19 protein-coding genes are annotated in these 23,239 nt (G+C 59.0%); 6 read left to right on the forward strand and 13 right to left on the reverse strand.

Annotated features, from left to right (window positions below):
- Positions 1-32 precede the first annotated feature (32 nt).
- Together lolA and ACIPF8_RS23440 are read right to left on the reverse strand one after the other, a co-directional pair.
- Entirely contained in the window at positions 33-686 is a 654-nt protein-coding gene (lolA, locus tag ACIPF8_RS23435; RefSeq protein ID WP_400426001.1) for an outer membrane lipoprotein chaperone LolA, read from the reverse strand.
- A 54-nt stretch (positions 687-740) separates the two neighbouring features.
- A complete protein-coding gene (locus ACIPF8_RS23440; protein WP_400426003.1) occupies positions 741-3,086 on the reverse strand; it encodes a DNA translocase FtsK in 2,346 nt (781 codons plus the stop codon).
- 437 nt (positions 3,087-3,523) lie between these two features.
- Here ACIPF8_RS23440 and trxB point away from each other — a divergent pair, with 437 nt between their 5' ends.
- Positions 3,524-4,480 carry a thioredoxin-disulfide reductase gene (trxB, locus tag ACIPF8_RS23445; protein ID WP_400426005.1) on the forward strand — a complete coding sequence of 319 codons (957 nt, stop codon included), beginning with the start codon at positions 3,524-3,526 and terminating at the stop codon, positions 4,478-4,480.
- Between the two features lie 68 nt (positions 4,481-4,548).
- Positions 4,549-5,193, forward strand: coding sequence for a Smr/MutS family protein (locus ACIPF8_RS23450; RefSeq protein ID WP_400426007.1), 645 nt, complete (start codon positions 4,549-4,551; stop codon positions 5,191-5,193).
- Positions 5,194-5,204: 11 nt separating this feature from the next.
- On the opposite strand, the gene ACIPF8_RS23455 is transcribed toward ACIPF8_RS23450, so the two are convergent.
- The 4 genes from ACIPF8_RS23455 to ACIPF8_RS23470 all read right to left on the reverse strand — a co-directional run bounded on the left by ACIPF8_RS23455 (position 5,205) and on the right by ACIPF8_RS23470 (position 8,891).
- Complete coding sequence (locus ACIPF8_RS23455; RefSeq protein ID WP_400426009.1) at positions 5,205-6,350, reverse strand: PA0069 family radical SAM protein; 1,146 nt, start codon at positions 6,348-6,350, stop codon at positions 5,205-5,207.
- 47 nt (positions 6,351-6,397) lie between these two features.
- Complete coding sequence (locus tag ACIPF8_RS23460) at positions 6,398-7,360, reverse strand: Dyp-type peroxidase (protein WP_400426011.1); 963 nt, start codon at positions 7,358-7,360, stop codon at positions 6,398-6,400.
- A gap of 50 nt (positions 7,361-7,410) precedes the next feature.
- On the reverse strand, positions 7,411-8,331 hold the full coding sequence (locus ACIPF8_RS23465) for a bestrophin family protein (protein WP_400426013.1): 921 nt from the start codon (positions 8,329-8,331) through the stop codon (positions 7,411-7,413).
- An 80-nt stretch (positions 8,332-8,411) separates the two neighbouring features.
- Positions 8,412-8,891, reverse strand: coding sequence for an acyl-CoA thioesterase (locus tag ACIPF8_RS23470; RefSeq protein WP_400426015.1), 480 nt, complete (start codon positions 8,889-8,891; stop codon positions 8,412-8,414).
- Positions 8,892-9,226: 335 nt separating this feature from the next.
- Between ACIPF8_RS23470 and ACIPF8_RS23475 the strand changes: the two genes are divergently transcribed.
- Positions 9,227-11,338 carry a TonB-dependent receptor family protein gene (locus ACIPF8_RS23475; RefSeq protein WP_400426017.1) on the forward strand — a complete coding sequence of 704 codons (2,112 nt, stop codon included), beginning with the start codon at positions 9,227-9,229 and terminating at the stop codon, positions 11,336-11,338.
- Here ACIPF8_RS23475 and ACIPF8_RS23480 read toward each other — a convergent pair.
- From ACIPF8_RS23480 to ACIPF8_RS23505, 6 genes are all read right to left on the reverse strand, one after another.
- Entirely contained in the window at positions 11,335-11,961 is a 627-nt protein-coding gene (locus tag ACIPF8_RS23480) for a class I SAM-dependent methyltransferase (protein ID WP_400426019.1), read from the reverse strand. The two genes, ACIPF8_RS23475 and ACIPF8_RS23480, sit on opposite strands and share 4 nt — an antisense overlap.
- 142 nt (positions 11,962-12,103) lie before the next feature.
- A complete protein-coding gene (locus tag ACIPF8_RS23485) occupies positions 12,104-13,471 on the reverse strand; it encodes an LLM class flavin-dependent oxidoreductase (RefSeq protein ID WP_400426021.1) in 1,368 nt (455 codons plus the stop codon).
- 16 nt (positions 13,472-13,487) lie between these two features.
- Positions 13,488-14,696, reverse strand: a complete 1,209-nt coding sequence (locus tag ACIPF8_RS23490) for an SfnB family sulfur acquisition oxidoreductase (RefSeq protein WP_400426023.1) — start codon at positions 14,694-14,696, stop codon at positions 13,488-13,490.
- Positions 14,697-14,821: 125 nt separating this feature from the next.
- Positions 14,822-16,066 carry an SfnB family sulfur acquisition oxidoreductase gene (locus ACIPF8_RS23495; RefSeq protein WP_400426025.1) on the reverse strand — a complete coding sequence of 415 codons (1,245 nt, stop codon included), beginning with the start codon at positions 16,064-16,066 and terminating at the stop codon, positions 14,822-14,824.
- Positions 16,067-16,326: 260 nt separating this feature from the next.
- Complete coding sequence (locus tag ACIPF8_RS23500) at positions 16,327-16,665, reverse strand: P-II family nitrogen regulator (RefSeq protein WP_038487829.1); 339 nt, start codon at positions 16,663-16,665, stop codon at positions 16,327-16,329.
- Positions 16,666-16,856: 191 nt separating this feature from the next.
- Positions 16,857-18,908, reverse strand: coding sequence for an NAD(+) synthase (locus ACIPF8_RS23505; RefSeq protein WP_400426028.1), 2,052 nt, complete (start codon positions 18,906-18,908; stop codon positions 16,857-16,859).
- A 163-nt stretch (positions 18,909-19,071) separates the two neighbouring features.
- On the opposite strand from ACIPF8_RS23505, the gene ACIPF8_RS23510 reads away from it, so the two are divergent.
- Entirely contained in the window at positions 19,072-20,244 is a 1,173-nt protein-coding gene (locus ACIPF8_RS23510; RefSeq protein WP_400426030.1) for a GNAT family N-acetyltransferase, read from the forward strand.
- A gap of 74 nt (positions 20,245-20,318) precedes the next feature.
- Complete coding sequence (locus ACIPF8_RS23515) at positions 20,319-21,200, forward strand: EamA family transporter (RefSeq protein ID WP_400426032.1); 882 nt, start codon at positions 20,319-20,321, stop codon at positions 21,198-21,200.
- A gap of 6 nt (positions 21,201-21,206) precedes the next feature.
- On the opposite strand, the gene ACIPF8_RS23520 is transcribed toward ACIPF8_RS23515, so the two are convergent.
- Positions 21,207-22,112 (reverse strand): LysR family transcriptional regulator, encoded by a 906-nt coding sequence (locus ACIPF8_RS23520; RefSeq protein ID WP_400426034.1) that lies wholly within the window; start codon positions 22,110-22,112, stop codon positions 21,207-21,209.
- A gap of 97 nt (positions 22,113-22,209) precedes the next feature.
- On the opposite strand from ACIPF8_RS23520, the gene ACIPF8_RS23525 reads away from it, so the two are divergent.
- Positions 22,210-23,094, forward strand: coding sequence for an EamA family transporter (locus ACIPF8_RS23525; protein ID WP_400426036.1), 885 nt, complete (start codon positions 22,210-22,212; stop codon positions 23,092-23,094).
- The last annotated feature ends 145 nt before the right edge of the window (positions 23,095-23,239 follow it).

The following is a 23,239-nucleotide window of genomic DNA, read 5'->3' on the forward strand; positions in this document are numbered from 1 at the left end:
ACCGCACTCGTGCCCACCCTACTCGACTACGCTTAATTGCTGTCGAAAACGTCCGCGCCCTTCGGCACCACGAATTTGAACTGACCGGCCGACAATGGCGGATTGCGGACGACGTTCTTGAACGTCAGCAGCGATACCTGGCCGAACGAATCACGCAGTTCCATCGCTTCCGGCAAGCCGTTGCGCAGGCCGATGCCGATATGGTCGAAAGTCGTGTCCTTGGCTTTTGGCGTCGCTTCCAGCCATTCCAGGCCATCCTTGGTTTGCCCTTCTTTCAGGATGAAATTCTTTTCCAGGTCGTTGCTGCCGAACAGGATCGCCGCCGGTGACGAACCCAGCGCATTGCCCAGGCTCTTGGTGGTGACCTGGTTCAGGTCCTTGTCGTAGATGTACAGCTTATCGCCATCAGCCTGCAATATCTGCTCGTACGGCTTCTGGTAGGTCCAGATAAATTTGCCCGGACGCGCAAAAATAAAGATGCCGCTGGAAGTGCTGGACACCTTTGGAGTCTTGGTCGCGGCATCAATCTTGACCAGTTGCTGCGAGAAATCGCCCTTGGCCGATTGCGTGCCGGTGACGAACGATTTGAACTGTTCCAGCGCGCTGGCGCTGGCCAGCGAAGGCAGCATGGCGATCGAAAAAGACAGGCCGACGATCAGGCGGCCCGATTTGATTTTGGCAAACATATTGTTGCTCCTGTTGCCAACCAAGCTGGCGGTTATTTTCTTTTGCATGTTCAATTACTCCGTATTGCCATTCCCCGCCGGCACCAGGATTTCCCGGTTGCCGTTGGATTGCATGGTTGAAACCAGTCCACTGGTTTCCATCTGTTCCAGCAGGCGCGCGGCGCGGTTGTAGCCGATGCGCAGATGGCGCTGGACTAGCGAAATCGAGGCGCGGCGATTTTTCAACACCACCGCCACCGCCTGGTCGTAAAGTTCGTCGCCTTCGGTGCCACCGGTGGCTGCACCGCCGACCGCGCCGTCGGCGCTATCTTCCAGCACGCCGCCTTCCAATATTCCTTCGATGTAATTCGGCTCGCCTTGTTCCTTCAGATAATCAACGACCCGATGCACTTCCTCATCCGACACGAACGCGCCATGCACGCGGATCGGCAGGCCGGTGCCGGGCGGCATGTAGAGCATGTCGCCCATGCCGAGCAATGCTTCCGCGCCCATCTGGTCGAGAATCGTGCGCGAGTCGATCTTGCTGCTGACCTGGAAAGCAATCCGGGTCGGCACGTTGGCCTTGATCAGGCCAGTGATCACATCTACAGATGGGCGCTGTGTCGCCAGAATCAAGTGGATGCCGGCGGCGCGTGCTTTTTGCGCGATGCGGGCGATCAATTCTTCGACCTTTTTACCGACCACCATCATCAGATCGGCCAACTCGTCGATGATGACGACGATGGTCGGCAATTTCTCCAATGGCTCCGGCGCATCCGGCGTCAGGCTGAACGGATTCGGGATTTTTTCTTCGCGTTTGTCGGCTTCGGCGATCTTCTGGTTGTAGCCGGTCAGGTTACGCACGCCCATCTTCGACATCAGCTTGTAGCGGCGCTCCATCTCGTTGACCGCCCAGTTCAGCGCATGCCCGGCCTGGCGCATGTCGGTCACGACTGGCGCCAGCAGATGCGGAATGCCTTCGTAGATCGACAGTTCCAGCATCTTCGGATCGATCAGGATCAGGCGCACCTGGTTCGGATCAGACTTGTAGAGCAAGGACAGGATGGTGGCGTTGATACCCACCGATTTGCCTGAACCGGTGGTACCCGCCACCAGCAAGTGCGGCATCTTGGCCAGGTCGGCCACCACCGGATGGCCGGCGATATCCTTGCCGAGCGCAATCGTCAGGCTGGAAACGCCGTCGTTGTAGACCTTGGAACCGAGGATTTCGGTCAGGCGCACGATTTGGCGCTTCGGATTCGGCAGTTCCAGGCCCATGTACATCTTGCCCGGGATGACTTCCACCACGCGGATCGAGGTAAGAGACAACGAACGCGCCAGGTCGCGCGCCAGGCCGACGATCTGGCTGCCCTTGACGCCGGTCGCCGGTTCGATTTCGTAACGGGTAATCACCGGCCCTGGATAGGCCGCCACCACTTTGACTTGCACGCCGAAATCGGACAGTTTCTTTTCGATCAGGCGGCTGGTGAATTCCAGCGTCTCGACACTGACGGTCTGCTGCTGCGGCGGCGCTTCATCCAGCAACGACAGTGGCGGCAGGTTGGTATCCGGCAGATCCTGGAACAGCGTGCTTTGCTTCTCCTTCTCGACGCGTTCCGACTTCGGCACCGCAACAACCTGCGGTTCAATGCGGATCGGCGGCGCCACCACGATCTTGGCGCGCTCCTGCACCACCACTTCCTCGCGTTTGACGGCGGCAACCTGCCCTACCTTGCGGTCTTCGCGGGCGACGTAGAAATTTTTCAGCCACAGCAGGCCGTTCTCGATGCCGGCGCCGATGCGCTCGGCTACCGTCAGCCACGACATGTGGAAGAACAGGCTGATACCGATTGCAAACAGCAACAGCAGGAACAAGGTCCCGCCGGTAAAGCCCAGCGCCGATTGCGCACCGCTGCCGATCAATTGACCCAGAACGCCACCCGGCGCACGCGGCAACTGCACATGGGCTGCCAACCAATGCATGCGAGTAAATTCAAGGCCCATGCTGCCAATCATGATCAGCACGAAACCGGCGCCGCGAATCAGGCCTTCCTGGTGATGCTCCGGCTCTGGATTTTTTTCCACCAGGAAGCGCTGCGAAATACGCCGGTAGCCATTCCACAAAATCTTGAACAGCAGTGCGCACCACCACCAGGCGGAAGCGCCAAACACGAACAGCATCAAATCGGACAGATAGGCGCCGACACGGCCGCCCCAGTTGTGCAGTTGGCCGCCGCCGCTGGAACGCGACCAACCCGGATCGAATTTGGAATAACTGGCGAAAATGATCACCAGATAGGCGGTCAGCACCGCAAAGATGATCCAGCGCGCTTCATACAAAAGCCGCACCAGGCGGCTCGGCAGCGGCTGGGCTTCCTGCGGTTTGGTGTTGCGGGTATAGGCTTGGCTTGTTCTAGTCATAAATCCGGTTGGTGTTGCTGTGTTAGCACTACATTGTTGCCACATTATTGCCGCGTCGCCAGCTGTCAGCGATACCGCAATATTTGTCTTATCGACATTGGATGCCGTACATCAATTCTCCGATAGTTAATTGAAATTATGCACCCAATACCAATATAACTAGTCAGCGTTTGATGTTTCTATCTGAAACAGGCCCAAAACCAGGCGTCGCCAGCGCCGATTTTTGATGCGCCGCACACGTATGGCTGGCAGCTCGACTATAATCTTACCGAGTTTTTACAGGCAATTTGACGATCTTGACAATATTATCCGCCACCAGCGGCCTTAAATCTGCATTCATATCGTCTTATTAGTTGGGAACAGCGCCGTTCGCACGCTACAGCGACTGTGAGGCACTGTCCCGCATTTGTTTTTGACATCTGTTATCTGAGGCAACAATGACCACCACCAAACCAGCCAAGCACGCCCACGTCCTGATCCTCGGCTCCGGACCTGCCGGCTATAGCGCCGCGGTATACGCCGCCCGCGCCAACCTGAATCCGGTGCTGATTACCGGCGTCGAGCAAGGCGGCCAACTGATGACCACCACCGATGTCGAAAACTGGCCCGGCGATCCGCACGGCGTGCAAGGTCCGGAACTGATGCAGCGCCTGCTCAAGCATGCGGAAGAATTCAAGACCGAAATCATTTTCGACCACATCCACACCACCAAGCTGTCGGAAAAGCCATTCCGCCTGATCGGCGACTCCGGTGAATACACCTGCGACGCCTTGATCATCGCCACCGGCGCTTCGGCCCAGTACCTTGGCCTGCCATCGGAAGAAGCGTTCATGGGCAAAGGCGTTTCCGCCTGCGCCACTTGCGACGGTTTCTTCTACCGCGGCCAGGAAGTCGCCGTGGTCGGCGGCGGCAATACTGCGGTTGAAGAAGCGCTGTACTTGTCCAACATCGCCAGCAAGGTTACGCTGATCCATCGTCGCGACAAGTTCCGCGCCGAGCCGATCCTGGTCGACCGCCTCAACGCCAAAGTGGCCGAAGGCAAGATCGTCATCAAGTACAACCACACGCTGGACGAAGTCACCGGCGACGCCAGCGGTGTCACCGGCATCAACATCAAGTCGACCGCCGACGGCAGCATCACGCCGATCACCTTGCACGGCGTGTTCATCGCGATCGGCCACAAGCCGAACACCGGCATTTTCGAAGGCCAGTTGGAGATGCACAACGGCTACATCAAGACCAAAACCGGTCTCGAAGGCATGGCCACCGCGACCAGCGTACCGGGCGTGTTCGCCGCCGGCGATGTACAGGACCACATCTACCGTCAAGCCATCACCAGCGCCGGCACCGGTTGCATGGCGGCACTGGATGCACAACGCTTCCTGGAAGACTAAAAGTCACGGGTGGGCACACTTGCCCACCCTGCCACCGCCGCCTTTCACTATTAGCAGACGCACACATCATGGCCGGCCCGATCAAAGACTTCAGCGCCCTCAAATCGCTGCGCAAGGAAATCAAGGCGCAGGACGAAGCACGCCAGGCTGCTGCCGCTGAAGCCAAGCGGCGCGAACAGGAAGCCCGGCGCGACGCCGATATTTTCCGCAGCAGCATCGGCAACGTCAAACCGCTGGCGGTGCCCCCCAAATTCATACCCGACATCCCGCGCCCGCTGCCGATCGCCCGCCAACACCTGGCCGACGAACAAGCCGCGCTGGAAGAGTCGCTGTCCGACGATTTCAACATCGAAACCCTGCTCGATACGGATGAAACGCTGAGTTTCACTCGCAATGGCATCGGCCCCGACGTCATGCGCAAGCTGCGCCGCGGCCACTGGACCATCCAGCAGCAACTCGATTTGCACGGCATGCGCCGCGATGAAGCGCGCGAAGCCCTGGCCGAATTCCTGCGGCTGGCCGCCAAGCGCGGCTGGCGCTGCGTCCGCATCATCCACGGCAAGGGCTTGGGCTCAATCAACAAGGAGCCGGTGCTGAAATCCAAGGTGCGCAACTGGCTGGTGCAAAAGGATGAAGTGCTGGCGTTCTGCCAGGCCACCGCAGCCGAAGGCGGTTCCGGTGCGCTGCTGGTGCTCCTGAAAGGCCAGACATGACCTCGCGCCAGCTAAAACAAACCCAACTGGCCTGACAAGCGCTCCTTTTCCGAAGGCACATAAGGACGCTTGAAACGGCTGGCATCCAGCATGCCCAACGACCCACGCTCCCCTAGCCCGACGCGCGCCACGGCTTTTTCGAAACGCTGTCGCAATAGATCCGCCCACACACCTTCTCCACGCATGCGCTTGCCAAAATCGGCTTCGTAATCGGCGCCGCCACGCATCTCGCGGATGCGATTCATCACGCGCTTTGCGCGTTCCGGGAAATGCGCATTGAGCCAGTCCTGGAACAGCGGATTCACCTCCCACGGCAGGCGCAACACAATATAACCGGCGCGCAACGCGCCCGCCTCTGCCGCCGCCTCAATCACGCGTTCAAGATCGGGCTCTGTAATGAAAGGAATGATCGGCGCGATGCTGACACTGACCGGAATTCCGGCCTCAGCCAGCGTGCGCACGACGCGCAAACGACGCGCCGGGGCTGCGGCGCGGGGCTCCAGTGTGCGCGCAATGGCTGGATCTAGCGTGGTGATGGTGACCGCCACCACCGCTTGCCGCTTGGCCGCCATGGCCGCCAGCAAATCGATATCGCGCTCGACCAGCGACGACTTGGTAATCAGGGCCACGGGATGCTCGCAATCGTGCAGGACCTGCAGGACACGCCGCGTCAGTTGCAGTTCGCGCTCGCAAGGCTGATAGGCGTCGGTATTGATGCCGAGCGCAATCGGCTCGGGCTGATAGGATGGCTTGGCCAACTCCTGCATCAGCAGCTCCGGCGCATTGACCTTGGCAAATATCCGGCTCTCGAAATCCAGCCCGGGCGACAAACCCAGGTAACTATGCGACGGCCGTGCAAAGCAGTAAATGCAGCCGTGCTCACAGCCCCGGTAGGGATTCAATGAGACATTGAAAGGCAAATCCGGCGAGGCGTTGCGGCTGAGGATGCTTTTGGCCTGTACTTCTGTGACCACGGTACGCAGCGGCGATTTCGGCTCTGCGTCAACCTCGTCGCCCCAGCCGTCATCGAAATCCTCGCGCTGCCCGATCTCGTAACGGCCCTGGATGTTGCCGGTGGCGCCTCGCCCCTTGCGGGCGCCACCTGGCGCGTGGAAATGCATGACCCCCACGCGCGGCTTTGCTTGATTATCTGACATGACCCCACCAAATACTGTATATATATACAGTATTCTAACGCAGATTCTTAGTCAGGATCTGCGGGCGAGATATTCATTTTCGACAAAGCATCCAGGCTTGGCACAAAATAGATTGCCGAGGAAAGTGCGGAAGAAAACTCCAGCAACCGGTCCGTTTTCGAGACGCCATCTGGGCCTACGCCGTACATCTGTTTCAGCATCCCAACGGTGACGGTGATATCGCGGCAAAAGCCGACAAACATGATGCCCGCCTCTTTCGCATTGCCGTAATTGGCGTTTCTGCGAACGATGTCTATTTCTTCGCCGTTTCTTCTGAACTGGTTCCTGCCGACGTGGGAATCCTCGGGCAAAGGCGATAGCTGGTGGCTTCCGGCTTTGGTGCGGCCCCAGACATGTTCAGCGGCGGACACAGACAAGCCCCTTAATTTTTCAACGTCCATCCGCCATTTCTGGATCAGCACGGTGGATCCCCCTGCGCCCTTTTCGCCATCGGGAATGATGGCCACACTGTTGGCGCGGAACGGATTCGGATTTGCCACGCCATCCGCGAAGCCGTCGAATGTCACGTTGTTATGATAGGGAAAACAAATCTGCTCGCTGGCAAGATCGGCAAAAGGACTGAGCAGCGACACCGCCTTGCTCATGCTGTCATACAGCGTTGCGGCGTTTGACTGCGTGATCCAGACCCAAAGATCGTGCTGGCTCGCCGGGGCCGCCATGCCGTTGATGCCGACGATATCCTCATCGAAAGAATGAAGATTGTCCGGGACATCCGCCGGAGAAACCTGCCGCCATAGCTCGGGCTTGAATCCCAGCACAACGTTTGCCGTGCCTCCGGTCAATTGGTGATGCTGGTTGAGCGTTGGATCGGCAATGCCGGTTATTTCCGATTCCCAGAGCTTGCCGAGCGTGTTGAAGAGTTGCTTGATGTCGGCATTCGCTTTCAACGTAAACTGCAGATGCACCTCATCGCGCGCCACTACCGAAAGCATTGTCTGTGGGATTGCCATATTTATTTGATCCTGTCTCTATGCTGCGTTGATCTTGAACCCGGTGCACTCTAGGTGTATTGATAGGGACGCACCGGCGTGATTTCTTCAGGGATTTCACGGCCGCATAGCTCCAGAATCGAACGCTCAATAGTTCGGGTGATCGCGTCGAGCGCCAGGGCGTTGGGCGCCAAGCCGAACGGTTCGGCGACTTCTTTCGCAATCGCCTCCAGCGCGATGAACGTATAGGAAATGAAAACGCATATCAGCGGCGTAAAAATTCCGGTCGAATCAACCAGCCCGAACGGCAGCAGCATGCAATAGGCGTATGCCGTACGGTGCAGCAACACGCTATACGCAAAAGGAATCGGGGTTGACGCTATCCGCTCACAGCCGCCAACACTTCTCTCCAGTTCGTTGATTTGCTTGTCCAGCATCCAGCGGGTCATGTCGGTTTCCTGTACCACGCCGTTGGGAGCGGCAAGCTGGCTGCGCAGGTCGTTCAGAATTGCTACCGGCTTATAGTATTTGCGCCCCAGTTCCTCGGTTCGCTGCTTGCCGATCAGGCGAGCCAGATCCGCGCTGGCATCGGTCCCGCGCAATTGATGTTTCAGGGCATAGGTGAACGCAATCAGGGTATTGGCTACGCGAACGCGCCCCGCTTCGTCGGCACTATCGGGCAAATAGCACAGGATCTGCGACATCAGCGTGCGCGAAGAAATCAGCAGGTTTCCCCAAAGCTGCCGCCCCTCGGTGAAGCGGGCATAGCTGGCGTTGTTTCGGAACGCCAGGAAAATCGCCAGCGTCAAGCCGAATAAGGTAAACGGCACGGTACTCAGCGGAATTTTTTCGCCTAAAACACGACCATGCGTCAGCACCGCCAGACTGCTCAATATCCCGATGACGATCAATTGCGGGATGATCGTTTGCAGCACCGAGCCATTCCATACGAATAGCATACGGAACCAGCTTTGCATTGGTCTTACTATCATGTCGCCCTGATCCCTAAATTTGTAGCGCTTCGAGAGCGTGAAAATGCGGCCGGACCAGTTGTCGAGCCGGCAGCACCGATTCAGGTCGGATTGACCTCTTCAAAACGGCGAGCCAATTCCTGGCGCAACTGCTTGCGCAGGATGGCTGCTTCGAAACGGCGCTTTTCATCGCCGCTGAATGGCCGCAGCGGCGGCACTGCCACCGGACGGCGCTCGCCATCCACCGCCACCATCGTGAAGAAGCAGCTGTTGACGTGGCGCACCACTTGGGTGCGGATATCTTCGGCCACCACCTTGATACCGACTTCCATCGACGATGTGCCGGTGTGGTTGACGCTGGCCAGGAAGCTGACTAGCTCGCCGACATGAATCGGCTGGCGGAAGGTGACCTGGTCGACACTCAGGGTCACCACGTATTGCCCGGCATAGCGGCTGGCGCAGGCGTAGGCTACCTGGTCGAGCAGTTTGAGAATGGCGCCGCCATGCACATTGCCGGAGAAATTAGCCATGTCGGGCGACATCAGCACGGTCATGGTGAGTTGGTGGGATGGCATATCCATAGTTGACGGGATTTCTCTTTATTTGAGGGAAGGTGTGGAAGCAACAAGCCTATCCTAAAACGAACCGCAGTAGCAAGGATCAGAGACAGCGAAATGCCACTGCTTGCCATCGGGAACATCGGCGGATTCACACATTCAGTACGTCCTTCCATTATCTTAAAAAAGCCACAGTCGGTTACGCAACGATACATTTTGTTTGACTGCTCAATCGAGAATAATTATCATTATGATCCTTGTCGATGCGACCCAGCCACTTCTCTCCAACCGACGATGTCGCGCCATGAGCAGGACCAGCCAGCGCGAGCATCACCCCTGTCCCGTGGAGAAGTATAAAAATGGTCTCGACCAAGAGCCGCAAGTCCCCTATCGCCCGTCGTTTGAAATGTTCAACAGCCGTCTCGCTCGCCTTTTTGACCCTGCCCGGCACCGTACTCGCTCAACAGTCAACTACGTCAGCTGACGATGCAAATGGCACCACGCTGGAAACCATCCAGGTCAGCGGCGACTGGTTCGGTAGCGGGTTGCAGAACAGCGTGAAACGCTATCCGGGTGCGCGCACCGTGGTCCAGAAGGAAGAAATCGAGAACACCGGCGCTGCCAATATCGGCGACGTCATGCGCCGCATTCCAGGCGTGCAATCGACCGACAATTCGGGCACCGCTGGTAGCGCTATTTCGCTCAACATCGGCGTGCGCGGCCTGACCGGCCGCTATTCGCCGCGCTCCACGGTGCTGCTGGACGGCATCCCGCTGGCCGTTGCGCCGTACGGCCAACCGCAATTGTCGTTTGCACCGGTGAGCCTGAACAATATTGAATCGATCGACGTGGTGCGCGGCGGCGGCGCGGTGCGCTACGGCCCGCAGAACGTCGGTGGCATCATCAACTTCAAGACGCGTTCGATTCCCGACGAGCCTGGCCTGACCGCCGATGCTTCGGTGCGCTACAACAATTACGAGGATGGGAAATCGAACAAGCAATACAGCACGTTCATCGGCAGCCAACTGGATAACGGCCTCGGCCTGGCCTTGCTGTACTCCGGTTCGGACGGCTCCAGCTGGCGCGCCGGCAGCGAAGAAACCGTCAACGATTTTGCCTTGAAATTCCGCTACAAGCTGACGCCGACTTCCGAATTCTTCGGCAAGGCCTCCTACTACGACGTCAAATCGCGCACGCCGGGCGGTTTGACTGTCGCCCAATACAATGCCGATCCTTTCCAGAATACGCGTCCAACCGACTTCTGGAGCGGCACCCGCAAGGGCTTCGATGCCGGCTATCTGAATACGCTGTCCGATACCCAGGAATTCGAAGTCCGCACCTACTACAACGAAAGCTTCCGCCAGAGCGTGCTGATTTCCGGCGCCAACCTGGTGCATCAACCGCGCAACTATCAGGTGCTGGGCGTTGAGCCGCGCTACACGCAGCGCTTCAATCTCGGCAGCACCACCAACGATGTAACGGTCGGCTATCGCTATATCCGCGAGCGCGGCGACGACAACAACTTCAACCAGGTCATCGCCAGCGGCGCGCAAACCCCGCAAACCACTTTCGAAAACGCCACCGATGCACATGCCGCATACATCGACGACAAGATTTCGTTTGGCGCCTGGCGCATTACGCCAGGGATCCGCTTCGAACATATCCATTCGACCCGCGACGACCTGAAAGCCGGCAACACCTTCGAAACCAAAAATAACAAGCCATTGCCTTCACTCAGCATCGCTTACCTGCTGAACCGCGACATCACCCTATTCACGAATTACACCACCTCGTTCGGACCGGTGCAAAACACCCAGTTGAATTCGCAGACGCCCAACAACCCGTTGATCCCGGAACTGGCCAAGACGATTGAGGCCGGCGCACGCTGGAAGAGCAAGCAGTTGTCAGCCGAAGTCACCGTGTTCAACATGCGCTTCGACAACCAGATCCAGCAGGTCCCCGGGACCTTGCCAGCGACCTTCATGAACATCGGTAAAACCAAGCACGATGGAATCGAAACCGCGGTCGACTATACCTTTGACAAGGATGGCCGACTGGCCGGGCTGAACCTGTTCGCCAATTACACCTATACCCGGGCACTGCAGGACTCAGGAGTTAACCGTGGCCTGGACGTGCCGTTCTACTCGCGCACTACCGACACCATCGGCGCACGCTACCAGACCGGACCATGGGGCTTCAACCTGTCCAGCACGCATCAAAGCCGGCAGTTTGCCGACAACGCCAACACCATCGCCGAGACGGCGGATGGCAGCAACGGCGAGATTCCAGGCTTCCGCACCTGGAATGTGCAAATCGACTGGAAAGTGCCGGACACCAAGGGCTTCGACGTTTTTGCCGGCATCAACAATTTGACCGACAAACGCTATTACACGCGCAACGTCGACAGCAATGCCGGCAGAATGGTGGGTGCGCCGCGCATGGTGTATGTGCAGGGACGCTACACGTTCTAAGAACGGCGCCAGACGCTGGCTAGCCAGGGCTGCTGCTCGCGCGGCAGTCCTGCCGGCCGGTAGTAATGTTCGAGTTCGACAAAGCCGGCATCGTCCATGAAACGCTGCCACGCCTCAAGATCGTGATAGCTGCCGTAGCGCCCGTGGTTCCAGCCTTCTTGATTGGCGCCGCGCGGGTTGGAACTGAACAAGACGCCGCCGGGCTTGAGTGTGGCGTGGAATTGCAGCAAAACACGCGGCAGTTCCTGGCTTGGAATGTGGAACAAGGCGGCGTTGGCAAAGATGCCATCAAAATGCTGCGCGGGCAAATCGAGCTTCAGAAAATCCTGTTGCCAGACTTCGCAGCCGCTGTCGGCGCGCGCCATCTCCACGAAACGTGGGGCGCCTTCAACCCCGATGGCGGTGTGGCCAAGCTTGCTGAAGGTGCGCAGGTCACGCCCCGGCCCGCAGCCGAAATCCAGGATCGTGAATGGCGGCGCGCCATCGATATGACGTAGCAACGCCGCGATATTCTGGCTGACATCGTGATCGCGGGTGCCTTCGCGAAAATCCTCCGCACGCAGGTTGTAATGCTCCAGCGTCAGGGCGACTATGTGTTCCAGATCGGTAGGTAAAAGTGTCATGCCCGATACTGTAATCGAATCGCTCTGGCTTTGCTGAGATTCGAACCCGGTTACGATATCCTCCCTTGCCCTTGGCATGACTCTCCGGCGCCGCTTGCCCTCTCGGGCCGCCGCATCAGCTAGTCGTCGATCTTCGCATTATCTAAACCAATTGACGGAAGCCCGCCGCCGGGTGCCGCGCCGGCAAAGTCGCCTGCCCCGTATCGAACAGCTTCTCGCGCAAGGTCCCGTCCTCATAATCGAGCTTGTAGGATCCGCGCGCCTGCAATTCCGGAATGACCAGATTGACGAAATCCTCGAAGCTTTCCGGCGCCACGGTGCGGGTCAGGTTGAAGCCATCGATATCGCTATCCCTTATCCACGCTTCCATTTGATCGGCGACCTGCTGCGGCGAACCGATAATGGTGACGTAGCGTCCGCCCAGCGCCAACTGATCCAGCAGCTTGCGCACGGTCCAGCCGGCATCCGGCGCGGTCACGGCTTTGACCGCAGATTGCATGGCATTGCTGCTGGCCGGCTTGATCGGCTGATCGATGCCATAGGTGGAAAAATCGAAACCAGTGCCGGCTGCAAAATGCGCCAGGCCGGCTTCCGGATTGGCGTAGCGGCAGTATTCGGCGTATTTTTCACGCGCTTCGGCCTCTGTCGGCGCAACGATGACCGAGATGCCCATGAAGATTTTCAAATCATTGCGCTGGCGTCCGGCCAGTTCTGCCTGATCGCGCAGATCGGCCACCAGTTTGCGCGCTGCTTCGGGTTTCTGACTGGAGATGAATACGCACTCGGCGTGGCGCGCCGCGAATTGCTGGCCGCGGTCCGAGGCGCCTGCCTGGTACAGCAACGGCGTGCGTTGCGGCGACGGCTCGCTCAAATGATAGCCGTCGACCTGATAGTAACGGCCATCATGCTTGACCCGGTGCACCTTGGCCGGATCGGCAAACACCCGGCGCTGGCGGTCGCGCAGCACGGCGCCGTCTTCCCAGCTGCCTTCCCACAATTTATACAACACCTGCATGAATTCCTCGGCGCGCTCATAGCGTTCGTCGTGTTCCGGCTGTTCGCGCAAACCCATTGCCCTGGCGGCGCTGTCCAGATAGCCGGTAACGATATTCCAGCCGATGCGGCCGCGCGTCAGGTGATCCAGGGTCGACATGCGGCGCGCGAACAGATACGGCGCTTCGTAGGTCAGGTTGACCGTGACGCCGAAGCCGAGGTGCTTGGTGACGCCAGCCATCGCCGAGACCAGCAGCAAGGGATCGTTGACCGGCAACTGGATCGATTCGCGCAGGGTCAAGTCGGCCGAGCCTTGGTAGACATCGTAGACGCCGACGATGTCGGCCAGGAACAAGCCGTCGAATTTTCCGCGTTCCAGCAGCTTGGCCTGGTCGGTCCAGTATTCAAGGCTCGTGTAATCGGTGGAGCGGTCGCGCGGATGGGTCCACAAGCCATGGTTGATATGCCCGACGCAATTCATGTTGAAGGCGTTCAGGCGGATTTGCTTCTTCGGCATAGGAATTCTCAGCTACTCAAATCGCACCGTGGCGCGGCGGGTTCTTGTCGTTGAGATAGTAATTGCCGACCGCGTGATATTTCCAGCGCACCGGATCATGCAAGGTATGGGTGCGGGCATTGCGCCAGTGCCGGTCAAGATTATTTTCGGACAAGGTTGCCTGGGTGCCGGCCAGCTCAAACAGTTTGCTGCCGGCCGCCAACGATACTTCAGTGGTCAACACGCGTGCTTCCGCCACCGCAATCGAGGCTGCAGCTACCGTATCCGCCGTCGCCGCCTGGGCGGCAATATCGACTGCCGTTCCCGCCAGTTCCAATAGCGCTTCCGCCGCGCTGAGGCGTACCGACAGATCGCCGAACTCGCGCACTGTCAGCGGATCGTCGATTGCACGCTCCACCTTGCTGTCGATCCAGGCACGCGAGCGGGTGCGCACGAATGCGGCCGCATCCTGCAACGCAGCGCGTGCAATGCCGACGTCGATTGCCGCATGCAACAGCTGCGCCACCGGACCCAGCGAAGTCGGCCGTTCAAAGGCGCTTTGAAACGGCACCACTTCATCGGCCTCGACCCAGACATTCTCGAATACCACCGAACCACTGCCGGTAGTACGCTGGCCAAATCCCGACCAGTCATCGATCACGCTCACTCCGGCGGCATCGCGCTTGACGATGGCCAATTGCTGCACGCCGTCGTCATCAATCACCGACACCGGGATGCGGTGCGCGTACAGTGCCCCGGTTGCATAGAATTTGCGGCCATTGATGCGAAAGCCTTCGCCATCCTTGCTGAGCCGGGTGCGGCGCTCCTGCGAAGTGCGCGTGCCAAGTTCGGCCAACGCGTTGCCGAAACGTTCTCCGGCCAGGATGCGCTCAAAGTAAAAGCGTTTTTGCGCCTCGCTGCCGTTGACGCGTAAAACCTCAACCGCATAGAAATGATTTTGTGGAATCTGGCCCAGTGAGCCGTCTGCCGAGGCAATGGTGGCGATCACTTCGGCCAAGGTGACATGCGAGACGCCGGCGCCGCCGTAGGCGCGCGGCACTGAAATGCCCCACAGGCCGGAGCGCGAGAATTGTTCCAGCTCGGCCAGCGGCAGTTGCCGTTCGCGGTCGCGCAAACTGGCTTCCTTGGCGAATCCCGCCGCCAATGCGCGGGCCGCAGCCAGCGCCTGGATATCGTCGAGAATACGGACGACCGGGCCGCCGGCAGACTTGATGTGCGTAGTCATGGTGTTGTTTCCGTCGAGTGAACGAAGATCCGTTCTATGTTTGAATGAATGCCCATGCGCAGCCACTGCCGGCTCAGGCATTCATTGATTGTCTTGCCGTGCCCGCGAGGCATCGGTAACCTGCATCAATTCCAGGAATGCCTCGCTGGCGCAATCCCGTTCAGCACATAATTGCCGATTGCATGCAGCTTCCAGCGCACCGGATCGTGCAGGGTATGAGTGCGGGCGTTACGCCAGTGGCGGTCCAGGTTGTGCTCTGCCAGCGTCGCCGCCGAGCCAGCCAGTTCAAACAGTTTTTCACTGGCGTGCAAGGCGATTTCGGTGGTCAGCACCTTGGCTTTGGCAACCGCAATCGATGCGCGGGCGGACGCGTCGGCATCGACCACTGCCGTAGCGATCTGGTCCAGCGCTGCGCCAGCCTTGGCCAGCAGCGCGTTGGCGGCATGCAGCCGAATCTTGAGGTCGCCAATATCACGGATGATGTAGGGATCGTCGCTGGCGCGTTCGACGCCGCTGTCGGCCCAGGGCCGGGAACGGGTGCGGACGAAGGCGATGGTGTCGGCCACCGCAGCGTCGGCAATCCCGGCATCGATGGCAGCCTGGATCAATTGCGATACCGGCCCCTGCAGTCCCGGCAATTGACCAGATGTATGAATCGGCAGCACATCCTCTGCCGCCACGGCAACGTTGTCCAGCAACACTGTGCCGCTGGCCGTGGTGCGCTGGCCGAAGCCGGACCAATCGTCAACGATCTTCAGGCCCAGCGTGCCGCGCCGCACGAAAACCAGTACTGCCCGCCCCTGCTCGTCGAGCGCCTTGGTCGGGACCCAGTGCGCGAACAAGGCGCCGGTTGAATAGAATTTCTTGCCGTTCAGGCGATAACCGTTGGGCGTCTCGATGAGACGCGCCTTCATTTCCAATATGTTCTTGGTGCCGCGCTCGGGACCGGCGTTGCCGATACGCTCGCCATTCAGCACTGCGGCATAGATGCGCGCCTTTTGCGCGGCATCGGCGCTTTGTGCGACCACGCCCAGAATACCGAAATGATTTTGCGGGATCTGTCCGAGTGCCGGATCGGCAGCGCACAACACCCGGAACACTTCGGCCAGCGTGCGGTACGATACCTGGGCACCGCCGAACTCGCGCGGCACCGTAATGCCGCCCAATCCGCTGGCGGAGAATTTTTCGATTTCATCCCATGGCAGACGCCGCTGGCGGTCGCGCTCGCTGGCGCCGACACGGAATTCGGCGGCCAGCGCTTGCGCTATTTCCAATGCTTCTTGATCATTGCTGATGCGATGCGCCGGCAGTACCCGGGGTAACAGGTCGACCTGACTGGTTTCAATTGCAAGTGTCGCGATTGACGACATGAATCACCTCTTCTATGGCATGGCCGCTCGCAGCTCGTGACTGCGGTTGGCGGTTGAAGAGGTGAAGATAACGTGCAGCGACAATACCCGTCCAATAAGAAAAACGCGTGACGGTATGCGAAAAATGCCTTACGGATTTTTCACTGCACTCAATATGTGGAAGCGGGATTGATGAACTCGGTGCCGCGGTCAGTCATCTAGTACGATGACCGCGGCAGGATAGCGGATGGGAAGATAGTGATTAAGCTCAGTGTGCTACATCAAACTGCATCTGGGCCGGTTTCACCGGTACGGATGCGGATCACCTGCTCGATATTGCGCACGAAAATCTTGCCGTCGCCGATCTTGCCGGTACGCGCCGCCTTGATGATGGCGTCCACTGCGCGCTCGGTCAGCGCATCGTCAATCACCAGTTCGACTTTCACTTTCGGCAGGAAATCGACCACGTACTCGGCGCCGCGGTACAGCTCAGTATGGCCCTTCTGACGGCCAAAGCCCTTGACTTCAGTCACGGTCAAACCGGTGACGCCGACTTCGGCGAGAGCTTCCCGCACTTCGTCCAGCTTGAATGGTTTGATAACGGCAGTAATTTGCTTCATGACAACTCCTTTAGGCGATAAACATAAATCTTTGCAGCAAGCTTGAGCGAGGCAGCGACCCGGCCCGCATCAAGCGCAAGCTAGAAGAGTATATGAAAAATGCTATTTGTCTATATGCGCAGGTCAATAAGTGTATTTAAAACGCATTGCATCGAACATTCACTCTCAGCTTACTACTTCTGGTACGGCTCTTAATCGGGAATCCGCGCCAGATCGGCCAGCCACACTGTCGCTTCCGAGTCGCTCGGCGCGCGCCAATCGCCGCGCGGCGACAAGGAACCGCCGGTGCCCACCTTCGGTGCGTTCGGCACGCAGGAACGCTTGAACTGGCTGGTCCTGAAAAACCGGTCGAGGAAAATTCCCAGGTTGCGCTTGATGGCCGCCAGGTCGTACTGATTGCGCGCCACATGTGCATCATACGGCCAGCGCCCCAGGTTTTTGTCGTGCCAGGCCGTCAGCGCCAGGAACGCCACTTTCGACGGCGCGAAACCGTAGCGCAAGGTGTAATACAGATTAAAGTCCTGCAACTCGTACGGCCCGATGACGTTTTCGGTGATCTGTTCCGGCTTGCCGTTGGCCTTGCCTGGCACCAGCTCCGGACTGATTTCGGTATCCAGCACATTCAGCAGCACATCCGCGCCCTGGTCGCCGATGGCGCCGGTCTCGGCTACCCAGCGCACCAGATGCGAGATCAGCGTTTTCGGCACGCTGGCGTTGACGTTGTAATGCGACATGTGATCGCCTACGCCATAAGTACACCAGCCCAGCGCTAACTCGCTCAAATCGCCGGTACCGATGACGATTGCATGATTGTGATTGGCCAGCCGGAACAAATGATTGGTGCGCTCACCGGCCTGCACGTTTTCGAAAGTGATGTCGTACTGCTCCTTGCCTTCCGCATAAGGATGACCAAGGTCTTTCAGCATCTGCAAGCAGCTCGGGCGGATATCGATCTCCGCCGCAGTGCTGCCGACCAGTTGCATCAGTTGCCGCGCCTGCAGCAAGGTGCGCTCGCTGGTGGCGAAACCCGGCATGGTATAGGCCAGGATGTTGGCGCGCGGCAGCTTCAATCTATCCATCGCCTTGGCGCACACCAGCAACGCATGGGTCGAATCCAGTCCACCCGAAACGCCGATCACCACCTTGGAAATCTTGCTCGCCGACAGGCGCTGCACCAGCGCCTGCACCTGGATATTGTAGACCTCGGTGCAACGCTCATCGCGCCGCTTGGGATCGGACGGCACATACGGGAAACGCTCGACGCTGCGCGACAGCGGCAACGCCTTATCCAGCGGCAATGCCACTTCGAAACGGATCACTTCAAACCGGGACACTTCGGCGGCATGCCGCCGCACCGATTGCCCGAAGGTGGTCTGGCGCATGCGCTCGCGCGACAGGCGTTCCAGGTCGATGTCGGCAAAGATGATGTGCGAATCGTCCAGGAAACGCTCGGATTCTGCCAGCAACTCGCCGTTTTCGTAGATCAATCCCTGGCCGTCCCAGGCCAGGTCGGTCGACGATTCGCCTTTGCCGGCCGAGGTGTACAGGTAGGCCGACAAACAGCGCGCCGACTGTTGCGCGACCAGTTGATGACGATAGCCGGCCTTGCCCACCAGCGCGTTCGAGGCCGACAAGTTGACCAGCACGCTGGCGCCGGCCAGCGCGGCAAACGACGATGGCGGAATCGGCACCCAGACGTCTTCGCAAATCTCGACATGGAAACGCAACAGCGGCAAATTGGCCACCTCGAACAGCAAGCCGGTGCCGAACGGGACGCTGGCGCCCAGCAATTGCAGGCTGGTGACTGCCGTGTTATCGGCGGCGCTGAACTGGCGCGCTTCGTAGAATTCGCCATAGTTCGGCAGGTAACTCTTCGGCACGACGCCCTGGATACGGCCGCCAGCGATCACCACCGCGCAGTTGAACAGTTGATGCTCGACCCGCAGCGGCAAGCCGACGATCATCACCAGCGACAGTTTTTTCGAGGCTTCCACGACCGTGCCCAATGCGGCTTCGCAGGCATCCAGCAAGGCGCGCTGGTGAAACAGGTCGTCGCAGGTATAGGCCGACAAACCCAGCTCCGGAAACGCCACCAGCACCGCGCCTTGCTGCTCGGCCTGCTGTGCCAGCACGATGGTTTCGGCCGCATTGAAAGCCGGATCGGCCACCCGGCAACGCGGGATGGCGACTGCAACGCGCGCAAAATCATGGGAGTAAAGGTTCAGAAATCTATTCTTTGTCATCATTATTTCCTGCGTTGACTGTCGAGCCTTGGTGCGCACCGGCGGCATCCAGGCCCTGCGTGATGCATTCAATTATCGCACGCTAATGGCTCTCCCTCAGAGCCGGCCGCTAGAGTGCTAAACTTCATGTTTCCGCCCTCCACACTCACGGTTCGCAAAGTCCTTGATTAACAAGACAACAACCAAGATCAGCACGCGCATCATTTCATCCCTGAGCGAAGTCGGCCAGACGGCCTGGGATGGACTACTTGCCCTGCAAGCCGATGCCAACCCGTTCCTGTCCTTCGCTTTCCTGCATGCATTGCACGAAAGCGGCAGCGCCTCGGAAAAATCCGGCTGGCAACCGCAATACCTGACGCTGTGGGACGATGCCGAACAGCCGCCGCAATTGATCGCCGCCCTGCCGCTGTACGTGAAATTCCATTCCTACGGCGAATACGTGTTCGACTGGGCCTGGGCCGATGCCTACGAGCGCAACGGCTTCGACTATTACCCCAAGCTGCTGTCGGCCATTCCGTTCACGCCGGTTACCGGCGGCAGGCTGCTGGCGCGCGACGATCAGGCGCGGGCGGCGTTAATTACCGTATTGCAGTCGCTGCGCAAGGAGACGCAAACCTCGTCGACCCACATCCTGTATCCGCCGGCAGACCAGGCCAGCGCCTTGCAAGAGGCCGGCTTCATGCTGCGCAGCGGTGTCCAGTTCCACTGGCTCAACGCCGGCTACGCCGATTTCGCTGCCTTCCTAGCCACGCTGGAACGCAAGAAGCGCAAGAACATCCTGGCCGAACGGCGCAAGGTGGCAGAGGCTGGCGTGCGCTTTCGCCACGTGCGCGGCGAGGACGCCACCGAAGAAGACTGGATCTTCTTCAATCGCTGCTATCGGCGCACCTACACCGCGCATCATTCGACGCCGTACCTGAACCTGGATTTCTTCCTCCGGATCGCCTCCGGCATGCCGCACAACCTGCTGCTGATCATCGCCGAGCGCGATGGCCAGCCGATTGCCTCGTCGCTGCTGGTCTATACCGGGCAAACCCTGTACGGCCGCTACTGGGGCGCGATTGAAGAAGTGCCCTGCCTGCATTTTGAAACTGCGTACTACCAACCGCTGGAATTCTGTATCGCGCAAAAGATTGCCTGCTTCGAAGGCGGCGCCCAGGGCGAACACAAGATGGCGCGCGGCTTCCTGCCACAAAAAACCTGGTCGGCGCACTGGCTGGCGCATCCGGGTTTCGCCGATGCGGTAGCCGATTTCCTGAAACAGGAAGCGCACGGCATCAACAGCTACATGGATGAGCTGAATGACCGCAATCCATTTCGTTCGGAGACACTTTAAACCCAGACACCCGTCGTGCCATCGCAGAAAAAATCATACTGATAAATAAAAATAACGAGAGACAATGAGAAACCATGCAACCGACCGACATCCTGCTAGCCTTGCTGACCGTCATCATCTGGGGATTGAATTTCGTAGTGATCAAGATCGGCCTGGCCGGTTTGCCGCCGCTGCTGTTTTCGGCATTGCGATTTGTCTTCGCCGCGCTGCCATTGGTATTTTTCATCAAGCGGCCAGCGATTCCGTGGCGTTTGCTGATCGGCTTTGGGCTGTTCCAGTTCGCGCTGCAATTTTCCCTGCTGTTCTCCGGCATGAAACTCGGCCTGGGCGCAGGCCTGGCCTCGCTGGTAATCCAACTGCAGGCTTTCTTCACTATCGGCCTGGCGGTACTGCTGCTGGGTGAACGACCGCTGGCGACGCAGTTGCTGGGCGCCTTTGTGGCATTAGCTGGCATGGTGTTGGTTGCCACCCACCTGGAAGCGAAGGCCACCGTGATCGGCTTCCTGATGGTGATCGGCGCCGGCTTCAGCTGGGCCAGCGCCAATATCGTCACCAAGAAAATGGGCAAGCTCAATCCGCTGGCGCTGATGGCCTGGGGTTCGCTGATGGCCGCACCACCCTTGTTGCTGGCCTCGCTCATGCTGGAAGGGCCTGCCGCCTGGCAGCAGGCATTTACCCATTTCGGTTGGGCCTCGGTGGCGGCGGTGTTTTATCAATCGTACCCAAACACCATCGTCGGCTACGGCATCTGGACCATCCTGATGCGCAAATATCCGGCCGCGACCGTGGCGCCGTTCTCGCTGCTGGTGCCGCTGGTCGGCATGCTGAGTGCGGCGCTCATACTGGATGAATCGCTGCAATGGTGGAAAATCGTCGCCGGCCTGCTGGTGCTGGGCGGCCTGGCGCTGAACCAGTTCGGCGCGCGCCTGCTGACTGCGCTGCGCCGCCAAGCATGACGAACATCAGACGGCCCGCTTCAATCCCTGCTCGACCGCATCCAGGAACAGCCTGACCTTGGACGACAAGTAGCGGTTCGGCAGATAAATACCGTACAGGCGGCGCTGCGGCAACGGCTCGTATTGCGGCAGCAGTTTGATGAGTTTGCCCTGTGCCAGGTCAGCGCCGATCATGTAATCGGGCAGCAAGCCAATGCCCATTCCGCGCAGCACGCATTCGCGCAACCAGATGCTGTTGTTGCAGTTGATATGCGGCGTAACCCTGATTTCATGGCGCTGCGGCTGCTTGCCGTCGCTTTCTTCAAAACGCCAGACATCTTTGGTCGACATCACGTTATCAGCCAGGCATTCGTAATCCGGAAGCTCAGCCAGCGTCTGCGGCTGGCGCCGCGTGGCGAAATATTCGGCGCTGCCGACGACGCTCCAACCAATCCGGTGCAACATGCGGGCATGGACGTTTTCCGGCGGCGTAGTGGCGATCCGCAGCGCTACATCGATCGAGCGCTCAGCCAAGTCGACGAACTGGTCCGACAGCGTCAACTCCAGCTTGATGTCCGGATGCTGCCGCATGAAATTGCAGACGATATCCGGCAGGCAGACATTCGTGAAATTGGCCGACGCCGTCACCCGTAGCGTGCCTTGTGGTGAATCCTGGCGTCGCAATACCTCCTGCTCGGCTTCCGCCACTTCCGACAAAATCGCTTTACAGCGCCGGTAAAACACTTCGCCAGCCTCGGTCAGGCTGAGGCTGCGCGTGGTTCGTTGCAGCAGCTTGACGCGCAATTCACGCTCCAGCGCGCTGACCTGTTTGCTGACATGCGAATTCGACACCTCCAGCCGCGCCGCCGCGATGGAAAAACTGCCGTGATCCGCCACAGCTACAAAAGCCACCATTCTTTGCAGATCGATCATATTTTCTATATGGAATTAATGATTTTATAAAAACTAGTTTAATCATCACATAGAAACAATAAACTGGCTTCATCTTTCTTCCACGGAGCAATACAAGATGCAAGCCACCGACGTTTTCCTGGCAATCCTGACGGTCTCGATCTGGGGCCTTAATTTTGTAGCGATCAAGATCGGCTTGCAGGGCTTGCCGCCCATCCTGTTTTGCGCGTTGCGCTTTATTTTTGCAGCGCTGCCACTGATATTTTTCATCAAACGCCCAGCCATTCCGTGGCGCCTGCTGATTGCCTATGGCGGCCTGCAGTTCGCCGGCCAGTTTTCCTTGCTGTTCATTGGCATGAAACTGGGATTCGCTCCGGGACTGGCGTCGCTGGTGATGCAGCTGCAAGTATTCTTTACCGTCGCGCTGGCGGTGCTGATGCTGGGAGAGCGTCCGCGCACAGCGCAGATACTCGGTGCCCTGGTTGCTTTTGCCGGCATGGGCGTGGTCGCCGCCCATCTGGATGGCACGGCGACGGTGGTCGGCTTCGTGCTGGTGGTGGCGGCCGGACTCAGCTGGGCCGGCGCCAATATCGTCACCAAGCAGATCGGCAAGGTCAATCCACTGGCGCTGGTGGCTTGGGGTTCGCTGATGGCGGTGCCGGGATTGTTGCTGGCATCACTGGTATTCGAAGGCCCGGCCGCCTGGCAAGATGCGGCGCTTCGCGTCAACTGGACTTCCGCCGGCGCCATCCTGTTCCAGTCCTATCCGACCACCATCCTCGGCTTCGCCATCTGGTCGACCCTGATGCGCAAATATCCAGCCGCCACGGTCGCACCGTTTTCGTTGCTGGTGCCGGTGGCCGGCATGCTGAGCGCCTCCCTACTCTTGGGAGAAGCGCTGCAGCCCTGGAAAATCGCCGCCGGCCTGTTGGTCCTGGCCGGCCTGCTGCTCAATCAATTCGGGGGACGCCTGCTGCTGATCGTAAAGCCTGCGCGCCCATAAAATGTTCCATGCATTCCCACGCATGGCGTAGGGTGGGCATTCATGCCCACGCGAAATCCCAATGCGCCGGGAGCGCTCTAATGAGCACGCTCGGGTCGGCAACGCGTGGGTAGTGAACTGCCCTCCCTACACGGATAAAACCACG

It is taken from the genome of Collimonas sp. NPDC087041 (assembly GCF_044745265.1).
Lineage (GTDB): Bacteria > Pseudomonadota > Gammaproteobacteria > Burkholderiales > Burkholderiaceae_D > Collimonas.